Origin of the sequence: Streptomyces sp. PA03-1a (genome assembly GCF_033792805.1) — a bacterium.
Classification (GTDB): Bacteria; Actinomycetota; Actinomycetes; order Streptomycetales; family Streptomycetaceae; genus Actinacidiphila.
In genome coordinates, this window is sequence record NZ_JARAVO010000033.1 from 12286 (window position 1) to 25549 (window position 13264).

Annotated in this window: 13 protein-coding genes; 6 read left to right on the top strand and 7 right to left on the bottom strand. The window is 74.5% G+C overall.

Going from position 1 to position 13264, the window contains the following annotated elements; genetic code table 11:
- Positions 1-6: 6 nt before the first annotated feature.
- The 6 genes from PV341_RS10010 to PV341_RS10035 form a co-directional block, all read right to left on the bottom strand.
- Positions 7-2889 (bottom strand): ATP-binding protein, encoded by a 2883-nt coding sequence (locus PV341_RS10010; protein WP_500324260.1) that lies wholly within the window; start codon positions 2887-2889, stop codon positions 7-9.
- Between the two features lie 380 nt (positions 2890-3269).
- Entirely contained in the window at positions 3270-3509 is a 240-nt protein-coding gene (locus PV341_RS10015) for a DUF397 domain-containing protein (RefSeq protein WP_018561140.1), read from the bottom strand.
- Positions 3510-3617: 108 nt separating this feature from the next.
- Positions 3618-4796, bottom strand: coding sequence for a thiolase family protein (locus PV341_RS10020; protein WP_500324261.1), 1179 nt, complete (start codon positions 4794-4796; stop codon positions 3618-3620).
- Positions 4793-5866: a thiolase family protein gene (locus PV341_RS10025; protein ID WP_500324262.1), complete on the bottom strand. Its 1074-nt coding sequence runs from the start codon at positions 5864-5866 to the stop codon at positions 4793-4795. The genes PV341_RS10020 and PV341_RS10025 overlap by 4 nt, the downstream gene beginning before the upstream one ends.
- On the bottom strand, positions 5863-6816 hold the full coding sequence (locus PV341_RS10030) for an OB-fold nucleic acid binding domain-containing protein (RefSeq protein WP_500324263.1): 954 nt from the start codon (positions 6814-6816) through the stop codon (positions 5863-5865). The genes PV341_RS10025 and PV341_RS10030 overlap by 4 nt, the downstream gene beginning before the upstream one ends.
- Positions 6817-6836: 20 nt before the next feature.
- Positions 6837-7640, bottom strand: a complete 804-nt coding sequence (locus PV341_RS10035; protein WP_500324264.1) for a crotonase/enoyl-CoA hydratase family protein — start codon at positions 7638-7640, stop codon at positions 6837-6839.
- A gap of 188 nt (positions 7641-7828) precedes the next feature.
- Here PV341_RS10035 and PV341_RS10040 point away from each other — a divergent pair, with 188 nt between their 5' ends.
- The 6 genes from PV341_RS10040 to PV341_RS10065 all read left to right on the top strand — a co-directional run bounded on the left by PV341_RS10040 (position 7829) and on the right by PV341_RS10065 (position 12530).
- A complete protein-coding gene (locus PV341_RS10040) occupies positions 7829-9460 on the top strand; it encodes an acyl-CoA synthetase (RefSeq protein WP_500324265.1) in 1632 nt (543 codons plus the stop codon).
- A gap of 82 nt (positions 9461-9542) precedes the next feature.
- Positions 9543-10064 (top strand): isochorismatase family protein, encoded by a 522-nt coding sequence (locus PV341_RS10045; protein WP_500324266.1) that lies wholly within the window; start codon positions 9543-9545, stop codon positions 10062-10064.
- A complete protein-coding gene (locus tag PV341_RS10050; protein ID WP_500357405.1) occupies positions 10055-10720 on the top strand; it encodes a phosphotransferase in 666 nt (221 codons plus the stop codon). Before PV341_RS10045 ends, PV341_RS10050 begins: the two co-directional genes overlap by 10 nt.
- A 37-nt stretch (positions 10721-10757) precedes the next feature.
- Positions 10758-11306 (top strand): chloramphenicol phosphotransferase CPT, encoded by a 549-nt coding sequence (gene cpt, locus PV341_RS10055; RefSeq protein ID WP_500357407.1) that lies wholly within the window; start codon positions 10758-10760, stop codon positions 11304-11306.
- 217 nt (positions 11307-11523) lie between these two features.
- Complete coding sequence (locus tag PV341_RS10060) at positions 11524-12111, top strand: cysteine dioxygenase (protein WP_500357409.1); 588 nt, start codon at positions 11524-11526, stop codon at positions 12109-12111.
- Positions 12108-12530 carry a rhodanese-like domain-containing protein gene (locus PV341_RS10065; protein ID WP_500324270.1) on the top strand — a complete coding sequence of 141 codons (423 nt, stop codon included), beginning with the start codon at positions 12108-12110 and terminating at the stop codon, positions 12528-12530. Before PV341_RS10060 ends, PV341_RS10065 begins: the two co-directional genes overlap by 4 nt.
- On the opposite strand, the gene PV341_RS10070 is transcribed toward PV341_RS10065, so the two are convergent.
- Complete coding sequence (locus tag PV341_RS10070) at positions 12499-13197, bottom strand: alpha/beta fold hydrolase (RefSeq protein ID WP_500324271.1); 699 nt, start codon at positions 13195-13197, stop codon at positions 12499-12501. The two genes, PV341_RS10065 and PV341_RS10070, sit on opposite strands and share 32 nt — an antisense overlap.
- Positions 13198-13264: the final 67 nt, after the last annotated feature.

A 13264-nucleotide genomic window follows, 5' to 3' on the forward strand; every position in this document is an offset into this window, starting at 1 on the left:
GCGTCGCTACGGGGCGAGCGCCCGGGACAGGCCCGCCCGGTCGGTGCCGATCTTGCGGTAGACGGCGGAGAGCAGACGGGTGACGCCCTCCACGTCGGTGTCCAGACCTGCGGCGATCTGCTCGTCGTCCTCACCCCGGGCGGCCCGCGAGGCGGCCGCCCGTTCCTGGGCGGTGAGGGCGTCGGTCTCCGTCGTACGGAGCCTGCGCGGGCGCAGTCCGGCGGCGGCGAGTTCGTCGCGGGCGCGCTCGGCCAGTTGGTCGGCACCGCAGTGGACGGCGGTCTCCAGACCCCGGTAGAGCTGCTCGGCCGCCTCGTGGAGCCGGGCCTCGCGGCGCAGGGCGGCACCGTGGTCGACCAGGGCCCGGGCCAGCTCGTAGCCGGCCGGTGAGCGCTCCAGGTGCGTGACCGCCTCCTGCAGCAGCTTGAGCCGGTCGGGTTCCGCGGCCACCTCGGCGCAGACCCGCAGCGCCTGGCCGATCGAGGACGCGGTGCCGTACTGGCGGGCGCGTTCGACGGCGTCGGCGGCGGTGGCACGGGCCCGCTCCGGGGTGTCCCGGGCCTCGGCGAGCGCGAGGTGGAGCTTCCACGGGGACCAGGCGGGATTGCGCATGCCCCGGGGGTCGAGCCGGCGGCCGCACGCCTCGAGCTGGGCGATGGCCTCGTTGACCATGCCCCGGGCGAGCAGCAGTTCGCCGTAGACGGTCTGGGCGTCGGGGAAGGTGACGGCCGCCGGGAAGGGCTCGCAGAAGTCGTACTCGTCGGCGAGGGCCGCGGCCTCGCGCAGCCGGCCCCGGGCGAGCAGGATCTCGACGAGGATCGCCACGGTGTACCAGACGACCGGGGTGCCGCGGCCGACGCGGTCGGCGAGCCGCAGGCCGTCGCGGGCGAAGTCCTCGGCCTCGGCGAGGCGCCCGCGGCGGTAACGCACGTACCCGAGCAGGGAGTAGCCGAAGGCGAGGTGGGCGCCGCGCCATCCCTGGCGCTCGTAGTCGCCGATGCCGGCGGCGAAGAGCTCCTCGGCGCGGCCGGGCCGGTCGGCGTACATGTACGTCATCGCGACGAGGACCGGGACCTCGAAGCCGAAGTCCTCGCTGGCCCAGGGCAGTCCGCCGTCCAGGGCGCGGTCGGAGTGCCGCAGCGCGGTCTCGGCGGGCTCGCCGCGCAGGGTGGCGTCCCAGGCGCGCAGGCCGATGATGTAGCGCTCGGTCAGGTCGCGTCCGGTCAGCCGGTCGGCCAGGCGGGCCAGCCGGCGGGAACGGGCCGGGGAGTCGGGTTCGTCGGAGCGGAAGGCGTCCCACATGAACTGCTCTTCCTGCATCCGCAGCCGGGCCCGCGCGTTGGTGGCGGTCCGGGCGGCCTGTCCGACGGTGTCCGCGGCCTCGCCGAGCCGGTCGGAGTGGGCCAGCGCCTGGGAGAGCCGGTAGGTGATCGCGTCGCGCAGCGCCGGGTCGACGACGGGCTCCTCGAGCGCGGCGCGCAGGTGGTTGACGGTGGTCGCCGGCTCGGTGAGCAGGGAGGAGCAGCCGAGCTCGAACAGCACGGCCGCCCGGTCCTCGAACGGGGGCGGCTCGCGCAGGGCCCGCGCCAGGTAGCGGCGGGCCGCGTCGGGGGCGCCGGCCCGGGCGGTGTCCCGGGCGGCCTGGCGCAGCTGGCCGACGACCCAGGGGTCGCCCTCGGGGTGGGTCTCCAGCAGGTGGCGGGCGGCGGCGGAGGGGCCGAGCCCGGCGTCCACGACGGACCAGGCGGCCTGGCCGTGCAGGGCGACCCGGACGGCGTCGGGGATGGCCCGGTACACGGCGGTGGCGATGAGGGGGTGGACGAACTCCAGGACGTCGCTGCCGGTGAGGATGCGGGCCTTGCGGAGCCGGTCAGCGGCGTCGGCGGCCTCCTCGCCGCCCAGGCCCGCCACGCTCGCGGCGATCGCCGGCGAGATGGACGTGCCGAGGACGGCCGCGGCCCACGCCATGCGGACGGTGGAGGTGCCCAGGCGTTCCAGGCGGGCGATGAGTCCGCTGCCCTTGGCGGCGGCGGCGAGGTCGCGCAGGAGGTGCGCGCTGGACTCGTCGGGGCGCAGCGCCCGGTCGAGGACCTTGGCGGTGAGCTCCACGGCCTCGAAGGGGTTGCCGGCGGTGACGGCCCAGGCCTCGCGGCAGAACGCGTCGTCGGCGTGGTCGCCCACGGCGTCGCGGATGAGCCGGCCGATGGCGGCGGCGCTGAGCGGTTCCAGACCGAGCGGGCGGGTGCCGGAGCGGTCGGGGAGGCCGCGGAACGCCTCGGCGTGGGCGGGGAGTTCGTCGGGGCGGTAGGCCACGACGACGAGCATGGGGAGTTCCTCGGCACGCGGTGCGAAGGCGGCCAGCCAGCCCAGGGACTCGGGGTCGGCCCAGTGGGCGTCGTCGAGCACGAGGACCACGGGGGCACGCCGGACGGCGATGTGGGTGAGGACCCAGTCGAGTCCGTCCGCGAGGCCCTGCGGGTCCGGGGGCGCGCCCTCGCCGTCGGTGCACAGCCCCAGGGCGGGGCCGACGATGCCGTACCAGCTGCCGAGGGTGGTGCGGAGCACCCCGTCACCGGCTCCGGCGAGCTGGGGCTGGAGCAGCTGGCGTGCGACGTGGAAGGCGACGCCCTGTTCCTGGTCGCCGCCGCGGGCGTACAGGACGGTGCAGCCGAGGGCGGAGGCCCGGCGCCGGGTCTCCGCGAGCAGGGTCGTCTTGCCGAGGCCCGCGGGGGCCGCGAAGGCGAGCACGCCGCCGCGCCGTGTGCCGGCGCGGGGGTGGTCCCCCTCGGCCCGTATGCCCGTGAGTTCGGCCAGCGCCTCGTCGACGGCCACGAGCTCGGCCTCGCGTTCGAGGAGCGGTCGCCGGGACTTCGGTGTGCGCCGCGCCATAGTGCACCCCCTGCCCCTGATCCGGCGCGCGCCGGGGCGCGCCGGTGATGCTCGGACGCCTGTCCGGTGGCACCTCAGCGTACGCCACCAGGGACCCTGCGTGAGTACATAAATGTGAAGTGGTGACGGCTGTTCACAATCGTCCGCGGAATGATCGACCGTGCTCGATCAGGTGCGCCCACGTGCGGGAACGCATCACCGTGATGCCCCCGGCACATGCCGGAACGGCAGTGGTACGACGGCCTGTCAGGTGCTTCCCCGGGGACGCCGCGGGCGCGGGAACCGGGGGCACCAAGGCCTCCGGGGCGCGCCCGGCCGGGTGCGCCGGCAGCCCGTCGTCGTGGACGGGGCGGGCTGCCCGGCGCGCCCGTGAGCTTCCGTCAGGTGAGGTCGAACTCGCCGTCGCGGGCCCCGAGGACGAAGGCCCGCCATTCCGCCGGGGTGAAGATCAGCGAGGGCCCCTCGGGGCTCCGGCCGTCCCTCATGGCGATGTAGCCCTCGACGAAGGCGATCTGGACGTCTCCTGTGCCCTGGCTGCTCGACTGCCATGTTGCGTTGGCCAGATCAAGCTGCGGCTTCTTCCCGTTGGCCAACGGCGATCCGATCGTGCTCTCGGCCACGTCCGCTCTCCTCCCGACTCCGTCGTCCGGGCCAGCCTAGCGACCGTGCCGGGGCCCGGACAGGTCATGGAAGAACCTGCCCGGACCCGGTACCGGTTCATGCCCGCTTCACTCTCCGGGGTGCCCGGATCCGACCACCCACATGGCGAAGAACTGCGAACCCCCGCCGTACGCGTGACCCAGCGCCAGGCGTGCGCCGTCCACCTGGTGGCCGCCCGCCGTGCCGCGCACCTGGAGGGCCGCCTCGGCGAAGCGGATCATCCCCGAGGCACCGATCGGGTTGGTGGACAGCACACCACCCGAAGGGTTGACGGGCAGGTCGCCGTCGAGCTCCGTCACCCCCGACTCGGTCAGCTTCCAGCCCTCGCCCTCCTGGGCGAAGCCGAGGTTCTCCAGCCACATCGGCTCGTACCAGGAGAAGGGCACGTACATCTCCACGGCGTCGATCTGCCGCCGCGGATCGGTGATGCCCGCCTGCCGGTAGACGTCGGCCGCGCAGTCGCGTCCGGCCCGGGGGCTGACGAAGTCCTTGCCCGCGAACATCGTGGGCTCGCTGCGCATCGCCCCGCCGTGCACCCACGCCACCGGTCCGGGGGCGCGGCGCCCGCCGGCCCCGTCGGTGAGCACCATCGCGCAGGCGCCGTCGGAGGACGGGCACGTCTCGGAGTAGCGGATCGGGTCCCAGAGCATGGGCGAGGAACGCACCTTCTCCAGGGTGATGTCCTGTTCGTGCAGATGGGCGTACGGGTTCCTCAGCGCGTTGCGCCGGTCCTTGTACGCGACGAGGACGCCGACGGTGTCGGGCGCGCCGGTGCGCCGCATGTAGGCGCGCACGTGCGGCGCGAAGAACCCGCCCGCCCCGGCCAGCAGGGGCTGCTGGAAGGGGACGGGCAGCGACAGCCCCCACATCGCGTTGGACTCGGACTGCTTCTCGAAGGCGAGCGTCAGGACGGTGCGGTGCACCCGCGCGGCGACCAGGCTGGTCGCGACGAGCGCGGTGGAGCCGCCCACGGAGCCCGCGGTGTGCACCCGCATCATGGGCTTGCCGACCGCGCCGAGGGCGTCGGCGAGGTACAGCTCGGGCATCATCACGCCCTCGAAGAAGTCCGGGGCCTTGCCGATGACGACCGCGTCCACGTCCGCCCAGGTCATCGACGCGTCCACCAGGGCACGCTGCGCCGCCTCGCGGACGAGTCCCGCGATGGACACGTCGCGCCGCGCCGAGGTGTGGTGGGTCTGGCCGACGCCGACGACCGCGACGGGTTCCTTGCCGGTCACCGCGCTCATCGGTCCTCTCCTTCCAGGACGGCGACCAGGTTCTGCTGCAGGCAGGGCCCGGACGTGGCGTGGGCGAGCGCGCGGCGGGACTCGCCGCGATGGATGCGGGCGGCGGCCTCGCCGAGCCGGATCAGGCCGGCGGCCATCACGGGGTTCGCGGCGAGCGGGCCGCCCGAGGGGTTGACCGTGACGTCGTCCCCCAGGCCGAGTGCCTTGCGGAGCACAACTTCCTGGGAGGTGAAGGGGGCGTGCAGTTCCGCGGTGTCGACGGGTGCGTCGAAGGCCCCGGCGCGTTGCGCGGCCAGCCGGGCGGAGGGTGAGTCGGTGAGGTCTCGGACGCCGAGCGCATGGGCCTCGATGCGGTGGTCCATGCCGCGGATCCAGGCGGGGCGCTCGCACAGCCGCCGGGCGGTGTCCCCGGCGGCCAGCACCACCGCGGCCGCGCCGTCGCCGACCGGCGGGCAGTCGCCCCGGCGCAGCGGCCGCACCACGTACTCGCCCTGCGGCCGGTCGCCGGACTCCTGGGCGTACGGATTGCTCCCGGCGGCGGTCCGGCTGCGGCCGGCGACGGCGGCGAGCGCGCCTTCGTCCGTGTCGCCCGCGTCGATCAGCGCCTGGGCCTGGAGCGCGGCCAGGGCGACGGAGTCGGGCCACAGCGGTGCCAGGTAGTAGGGGTCGAGCTGGCGGGTCAGCACGTCCCGCAGCCGCCCCGGCGAGGACTTGCCGTAGGAGTAGACCAGGGCGGTGTCGGCCTCGCCGGTGAGGAGCTTGACCCAGGCCTCGTACAGCGCCCAGGCCCCGTCGGTCTCCACGTGCGACTCGGAGATCGGCGGCCAGGCCCCGACCCCGTCGAGCGCCATGGTGAAGGAAAAGGCACGCCCCGCCAGGTAGTCGCAGGAGCCCGAGCAGGTGAAGCCGATCTCGCCCGCGGTGAGGCCTACCCGGCCCAGCACCTCGTGCAGCACCGGCATCAGCATCTCGACCTCGGAGAGGGTCGCGCTGTCGCGCACGTGCCGGGTCTGGGCGAAGGCCACGATGGCCACGTCCCGGCGCGCCTGCGCAGTGGTCGCCGTGGTCACAGCAGCTCCTTGTAGGTGTCGTAGTCGGCGTCGGGCTCGCCGGTGGGCCGGTAGTGGTCGGGGTAGCGTCCGTCGCCGGTCCATACGGGCTCCACGCGCAGGCCCATGCGCACCTGGTCGTACGGGATGCCGCCGATGCGTCCGTGCAGGGCGAGGCCGGCGCCGTCGAGGGCGATGTGGGCGTAGACGTAGGGCACCTCGATGGCGACGCCCTTGGCCTTGATGTTGACGATGCAGAAGGTGGTGACCGTGCCGCGCGGGCCGACCTCGACCTGTTCGTCGGTGGCGACGCCGCAGGTGGGGCACGCGCCCCGGGGCGGGACGTAGACCTTGCGGCAGGAAGGGCACCGCTCGCCGACAGTGCGGTGCCCGGCGAGGGCGGCGAGGTAGCGGCTCTGGGCCCGGCCCGGGGCGTAGGTGTACTCCAGCCGGGCGGGCACGGTGATGCCGGTGACGGGTTCGGCGAACGCGCCGGTGTGCGCGGTCGCCGCGGCCGCCCCGGCGGCGTCGTCGTCCGCGGCGGGTTCGAAGCACGCGATGTCGGTGACGGCGCCGGTGCGCCGTCCGGCCCAGCGGACGCGGACGCGCATGCCGGTGCGCACCGCCTCCGGGCCGGGTGCGTCCAGGACGTGCAGCAGCGCGGTGTCGGCGCCGTCGAGGCGGACCAGGACCCAGGCGAAGGGGGTGGTCAGCGGCTGCTGCGGCCGCGGCGACGGGTTCCAGGCCCAGGTCGTGACCGTGCCGGTGGTGCCGACCTCGACGAGGTCGCGCAGTTCCTCGGCGGTGACCGGGTCGTACTCGACGGGCGGCACGAGCACCCGCCCGTCCCCGGTGCGCACGCCGAGGACGGTCCGCTCGCGCAACCCGGTGAGGAAGGCGCTCTGCACCGGGCTGAGGGAGCGGGTGAAGGGGAACTCGACGACGAGGGGCGCGGTGAGCGGTTCGGGCATGGCGGTGATGACCTCCCGTGTCAGGCGCGGCGGTAGACGGGCGGGCGCTTCTCGCCGAAGGCCCTGGCGCCCTCCTTGGCGTCGGCGGTGGCGAAGACTGGCCCGCCGCGCTCCAGTTCGGACCTCAGTCCCTCGGCCTCGGTCATCTCCGCGGTCTCGTAGACCGAGGCCTTGACGGCCTCGACGGCCAGCGGGCCGTTGGCGTTGACCAGTGCGGCGATCTCCAGCGCCTCGTCCAGGGCGGTGCCGTCGGGGACCACGTGGCCGATCAGCCCGATCCGCTCGGCCTCGGCGGCGGTGTAGGGGCGGCCGGTGAGCAGCATCTCCAGGGCGTGCGTACGTGGTATCTGGCGGGCGAGGCGGACGGTGGAGCCGCCGATGGGGAAGAGGCCGCGGCGCACCTCGAACAGGCCGAAGACCGCGCTCTCGCCCGCGACGCGGATGTCGGTGCCCTGGAGGATCTCGGTCCCGCCGGCCACGCAGGGCCCCTCGACGGCGGCGATCACCGGCTTGCGGGGGCGGTGGTGGCGCAGCATCGCCTTCCAGTGCAGGTCGGGGTCGGCGGTGAGGCGCTCCCGGTACTGCTGCCCCGCCATGCCTCCGTTCGCGGCGAGCGCCTTGAGGTCCATGCCGGAGCAGAAGGCTCCGCCGGCGCCGGTGAGGACCACGGAGCGGATCGCGTCGTCCTGGTCGGCCTCCAGCCAGCCGTCGTGGAGGCCCACGAGCATCGGCAGGGAGAGCGCGTTGCGCGCCTCCGGCCGGTTGAGGGTCAGTACGAGTGTCGCGCCGACGCGCTCCACCGTGAGGTGTTCGGTGCCGCCCATCGCGTCCTCCCGCCTCTGGTACCGGACCTAGAACAGGTTGCAGTAGGTGCAGGTCGAGTTCAATACTTTTCTGACTGTCAGTCAGATTCTTGCCGCGGGACCCCTTCACAGCCCCCCTGCGGGGTGCTCTGATGACCGGCTGGGAGCCGGACGCGCACCCGGTCCCCCGGCCCCGGTGAGGAGGAGCCGTGGAGTACAACCTTGCCGACCTCTTCGAGTCGGTCGCCGACACCGTGCCCGGCCGCGAGGCACTGGTGCATCTCGACCACCCCGGCACGGGGGCCGAGCGCCGGCTCACCTACGCGCAGCTCGACGCGGCGGCCAACCGCCTGGCGCACCACCTGGCGGACCACGGCGTCGCCCCCGGCGAACACGTGGGCCTGCACCTCCTCAACGGCGTCGAGTACCTGCAGACGGCGCTGGCCTGCATGAAGATCCGCGCCGTCCCGGTCAACGTCAACTACCGCTACGTGGCGGACGAGCTCGTCTACCTCTACCGCGACGCCGACCTCACGGCGCTCGTCTTCGACGCCGGGTTCACCGGCCGCGTCGCGGCGGCCCTGCCCCGTACCGAACGGCTGCGCCACCTGGTACGGGTCGGCGACGCGCCACCGGACGCGCCCGAACCCGCCGTCGCACCGGTCGGCTTCGCCGACGCCGAGGCCTCCGGATCGCCCGCCCGCGACTTCCCCGCCCGCTCCGCCGACGACCGCTTCATCATCTACACCGGCGGCACGACCGGCATGCCCAAGGGCGTCATGTGGCGCCACGAGGACCTCTTCTTCTCCGGCATGGGCGGCGGCGCCCCCACCGGCGTCCCCGTCTCCCGCCCCGAGGAACTCGCCGAACGGGTCGCGGCCGGCGGTGAGGGCCTGGTCTTCTTCCCCACCGCGCCGCTCATGCACGGCACCTCCACGCTGACCGCCTTCATCGGCTTCCACTACGGCCAGAAGGTCGTCGTCCACAGCAAGTACGCACCCGTGGAGGTGCTGCGCACGATCGAGCGCGAGAAGGTCACCAGCGTCTCGCTGGTCGGCGACGCCATGCTGCGTCCCCTCGCCGACGCCCTGGCCGGACCGCTCAAGGACACCGACGTCTCCTCGCTGTTCAGCCTCTCCAGTTCCGGCGCGATCCTCTCCGAGACCGTGCGCGCGCAGTTCCAGGCGCTCGCCCCGAACTGCATGATCCTCAACAACTTCGGCTCGTCCGAGTCCGGCTTCAACGGCACCGCCACGGACGACGCCGGTCCGCGCAGGGGCTTCCGGCTGCGCGTCAGCACGCACATCGCCGTCGTCGACCCCGCCTCCCTGGGGCCCGTGGCCCCAGGTGAACCGGGGCGCATCGCGCTGCGCGGCCACGTGCCGCTCGGCTACTACAACGACCCCGGCAAGACCGCCCAGACCTTCTTCGAGCGCGACGGCGAGCGCTGGGTGCTGCTCGGCGACATGGCCACCGTCGACGACGAGGGCATCGTCACCGTGCTCGGACGCGGCTCGCAGTGCATCAACACCGGCGGCGAGAAGGTCTACCCGGAGGAGGTCGAGGAGGCGCTGAAGGCCCACCCCGACGTGTACGACGCCCTGGTGGCCGGTGTCCCCGACCCGAAGTGGGGCCACCACGTCTCGGCCGTCGTCCAGCTGCGCGAAGGCGCCCCGGCGCCCTCCCTGGAGGAGATCCAGACCCACTGCCGGGCCCGTCTCGCCGGCTACAAGGTGCCGCGCAGCCTCGTCATCACCCCCCTCATCCAGCGCTCCCCCAGCGGCAAGGCCGACTACCGGTGGGCCCGCGAGACGGCCGCGCAGGGAGCTGCCTGCGGCTGAACACCGAGGTGAGCCGAGCGCGGGGGCACCCGATGGCCGCGAGCCCCTGCGCACGCGCGGCGGGGGTACTTAAGGTGTGCCCATGACGCGTCTCGAGCCCCAACGCACCGCACTTGTCCTGATCGACCTGATGGAACGCATCGTGGAGCTGCCGTTGGCTCCGCGGTCCGGCGAGGAGGTCGTGCTGGCGTCGCTGGGACTCGCGACGGCCTTCCGGGAGGCGGGGGCGCCGGTCGTCCTGGTGCGCGTGGAGCGCCCCGGGGTCGACGAGCAGCCGCCGGGGAGCGAGCTCGTCGAAGGGCTGGAGCGGGAGGGCGACCTCGTGATCGTCAAGCGGACCGTGGGCGCCTTCCACGGGACCGGCCTGGACGAGGAGTTGCGGGAGCGCGGCGTCGGCACGCTCGTGATCGCCGGCATCGCGACGAACATGGGCGTCGAGTCCACGGCCCGCGCGGCGGCCGACCACGGGTACGCACTCCACTTCGCCGAGGACGCGATGACCGCGCTGAGCGCGGCGGAGCACGAGGCCGCCGTGACGCTGGCCCTCCCGCGCTTCGGGACCGTGGCCCCGGCGGGGGAGCTGGCGAAGGCCCTGTGGAGCTGATCGGCGCGGGCCGCGACGCCGACGTCTACGCCCTGGACGGCACGCGGGTCCTGCGCCGCTACCGGCACGGCGGTTCGGCCCACGAGGAGGCCCGCCTGATGGCCCACCTCGCCGGCGTGGGGTTCGCGGTGCCCCGGGTGCACGACGCGGACGGCACCGACCTCGTCATGGACCGCCTGACGGGCCCCACCATGGCCCGGGACCTGGCCCGCAGGCCCTGGCGGGCGTACGCCCACGGACGGTTGCTGGCCGGGCTGCAGGCGTCCCTCCATGCCGTCCCGGCGCCCCGCTGGCTCGGCCGCCGCTTCACCTCCGGGGATCCCGCCCGGGACCGCGTCCTCCACCTGGACCTGCACCCGGAGAACGTGATCCTCACCCCGGAGGGACCGGTGCTGATCGACTGGAGCAACGCCGCGGCGGGCGACCCCGCCGCCGACACCGCGCTGACCGTCGCCATCCTGCGCGGCGTCGGCCTGGGCCCCGTCCGGGACGTCGGCCTGCGCGTCTTCATCGCCGGATTCCTCCACGCCGCCCCCGCCGACCCGGCGCCGAGGATGGCCGAGGCGATCGCCGCGCGCCTCGCCAACCCCAATCTGCTGCCCGCCGAGGAACAAAGGCTCCGGCGCTTCGCCCGCCGCTCGCCGGAGGTCAATTGACTCGCGGACCCTCCGGCACCGCCCCTAGCCTGGCCCGATGGCCCACCAGGTGATCGTGCTCAACGGCGGCTCCAGCTCCGGCAAGTCGGGCATCGCGCGCTGCCTGCAGGCGGTGCTCCTGCCGGACCCGTGGCTGACGTTCGGCTCCGACACGCTCGTCGACGGCCTGCCCGCCGGGCTGCGGGGCTCCGGGGCCGGGGCGGGCATCGGCTTCGGTGCCGACGGGAGCGTGTCGGTCGGCGCCGCCTTCCGGGCCCTGGACGAGGCCTGGACGGCCGGTATCGCTGCCATGGCGCGGGCCGGTGCCCGGGTCGTCGTCGACGAGGTGTTCCTCGGCGGCCCCGCCTCGCAGGACCGCTGGCGGCGGGCCCTGGACGGCCTGGAGGTGCTGTGGGTCGGCGTGCGCTGCGCCCCCGAGGTGGCGGCGGGCCGGGAGATCGCCCGGGGCGACCGGGTACCGGGCATGGCGGCGGCGCAGGCGGAGGCGGTCCACCGGGGAGTCGTCTACGACATCGAAGTGGACACGACACGCATGGAGTCCATGGAGTGCGCGCGGGCCGTCGCGGCCCATGTGTCACCTGTGTGACGTACCCGACTCCGGAGGGGACAGACCGGCGGTCCGTGTGTTTGCATGGGTCCATGCGCACGAACATCTGGAACCTCGGCCCCCTGTGGCCGGGACGCCGTGCGCACCACTTCGACCAGAGCTGTCGCCGGGGCTGACCTCCGTAGCCCCGACCACCCCATGACCTGCCCCCCCGCCCAGGCGGGGCACGTCGTGTTCCCGCTCTGGAGCCCTTCCCATGGCCCTGCACCACCGGGCGAGCGGTCCCACCCCGCTCGTCCTCCCCCAACTGCGCGCGCTCGTCCGCGGCTACGCCGCCGCCGTCGAGGCCGGTGTGCACCTGCCCGTCCACCTGCCCGACCGCCGCTGGTACACCCGGCTGCACCAGGACCCCTACGTGGACGTCTGGCTGATCACGTGGCCGTGCGACACGTCCACCGAACTGCACGACCACGCGGGCTCGCTCGGTGCCCTGACCGTCGTCGGCGGCACGCTCACCGAGCACCGCTGGCTCCACGACGAGCGGGGCCACGGCAGCATCGCGACCCGCGAACTCGCCGCGGGCGGCGGCGCGGCCTTCCCGCTCGGGCACGTCCACGACGTCGTCAACGTCTCCGCCGCGCCCGCGGTGAGCGTGCACGCCTACTCGCCGCCCCTGACGGCGATGTCGTACTACGCGGTCGACGCCGCGCGCTCGCTGCGGCGCACGCGTACCGTGCTGACGGACGAGCCGGAGCCCTCCGCGGTGCCCCGCGCCGTCCCCCTGTCACGCGCCCTGGCCGTGACCGCGTCCGCGTCCACGACCGCTCCGGAGGCCGCCCGATGAACCCGTCCGCCACCGTCAGGTCCGGCATCGACCGGATGCTCGACCGCGCCCGGGCCCGGCTGGACCGGGTCGGGCCCGACGACGCGGCGGCCGAGATCGCCGCGGGTGAGGCACTGCTGGTCGACATCCGCCCGGCCGCGCAGCGGGCCCTGGAGGGTGAGTTCCCGGACGCCCTGGTGATCGAGCGCAACGTCCTCGAATGGCGGCTGGACCCGCTGAGCGACGCCCGCGTCCCCGAGGCCACCGGCCCCGACGTGCGCTGGATCGTGGCGTGCTCCGAGGGCTACACCTCCAGCCTGGCGGCGGCCTCGCTGCTGGACGTCGGCCTGACCCGGGCCACCGACCTCGAGGGCGGTTTCCAGGCGTGGCTGCGGGCCGGGCTGCCGGTCAAGGGCGGGGCGCCGGAAGGAGCCCCCTGACCTCGGCGAGGAAGTCCGCCGGGCGCTCCTGGTGGACCAGGTGCCCCGCCTCCACCGTCACCAGCCGCGCCCCCGGCACCCGGGCCGCGACGGCCGCGATGCCGTCCTGGGGGACGTGGCTGGCCGCCCCGCCGGCGAGGACCAGGGTGGGGCAGTCGATCGTCGCCAGCAGGTCCCACCAGCCCGGGTCGGGGGCGTTGCGCCAGCGGTTGACGGCCGCGATGACCCGCCAGTCGCACGTCTCGTCCCCCTCGGGGCCGGACGGCACGGCCCGCGGCGGCACCTCCGGGTCCGGCGGCACGGGCTCCTCCAGGACGAGGGCCGCCAGCCGGGTCGACACCTTCGCCGCCACCAGGTAGGCGACGACCGCGCCCATCGAGTGCCCGGCCAGCACCACCCGCTCCGGGCCGAGGGTGTCCAGGAAGGCCACGACGTCGTCGCGCATGGCCTCGAAGGCGTACTCGCCCGGCCAGTCGCTGGCGCCGTGGCCGCGCAGGTCGGGCGCGTACACCCGGTGGGCCGAGGCCAGCGCGGGCGCGACCGGCTGCCAGTCGGCGCCGTCCAAGCCGCGTCCGTGGAGCAGGACGAGCGGCGGCGCGTCCGCCTCGCCCCAGCTGCGGTAGGCCATCCGGATGCCGTTCACCTGCACGGTGTGGAGATCGCTCACCCGGGCGACGCTACCCGCCGACCGGAGACGTCACTCGTCCGGGCGTCACCCGTTCCGGTCCGCCCAC

What these genes read in the sequence shown, in the direction of transcription:
- PV341_RS10010 (WP_500324260.1), bottom strand. Translation starts at nt 2,889, where the DNA reads ATGGCGCGGCGCACACCGAAGTCCCGGCGACCGCTCCTCGAACGCGAG.
- PV341_RS10020 (WP_500324261.1), bottom strand. Translation starts at nt 4,796, where the DNA reads ATGAGCGCGGTGACCGGCAAGGAACCCGTCGCGGTCGTCGGCGTCGGC.
- PV341_RS10030 (WP_500324263.1), bottom strand. Translation starts at nt 6,816, where the DNA reads ATGCCCGAACCGCTCACCGCGCCCCTCGTCGTCGAGTTCCCCTTCACC.
- PV341_RS10035 (WP_500324264.1), bottom strand. Translation starts at nt 7,640, where the DNA reads ATGGGCGGCACCGAACACCTCACGGTGGAGCGCGTCGGCGCGACACTC.
- PV341_RS10045 (WP_500324266.1), top strand. Translation starts at nt 9,543, where the DNA reads ATGACGCGTCTCGAGCCCCAACGCACCGCACTTGTCCTGATCGACCTG.
- cpt (WP_500357407.1), top strand. Translation starts at nt 10,758, where the DNA reads ATGGCCCACCAGGTGATCGTGCTCAACGGCGGCTCCAGCTCCGGCAAG.
- PV341_RS10060 (WP_500357409.1), top strand. Translation starts at nt 11,524, where the DNA reads ATGGCCCTGCACCACCGGGCGAGCGGTCCCACCCCGCTCGTCCTCCCC.
- PV341_RS10065 (WP_500324270.1), top strand. Translation starts at nt 12,108, where the DNA reads ATGAACCCGTCCGCCACCGTCAGGTCCGGCATCGACCGGATGCTCGAC.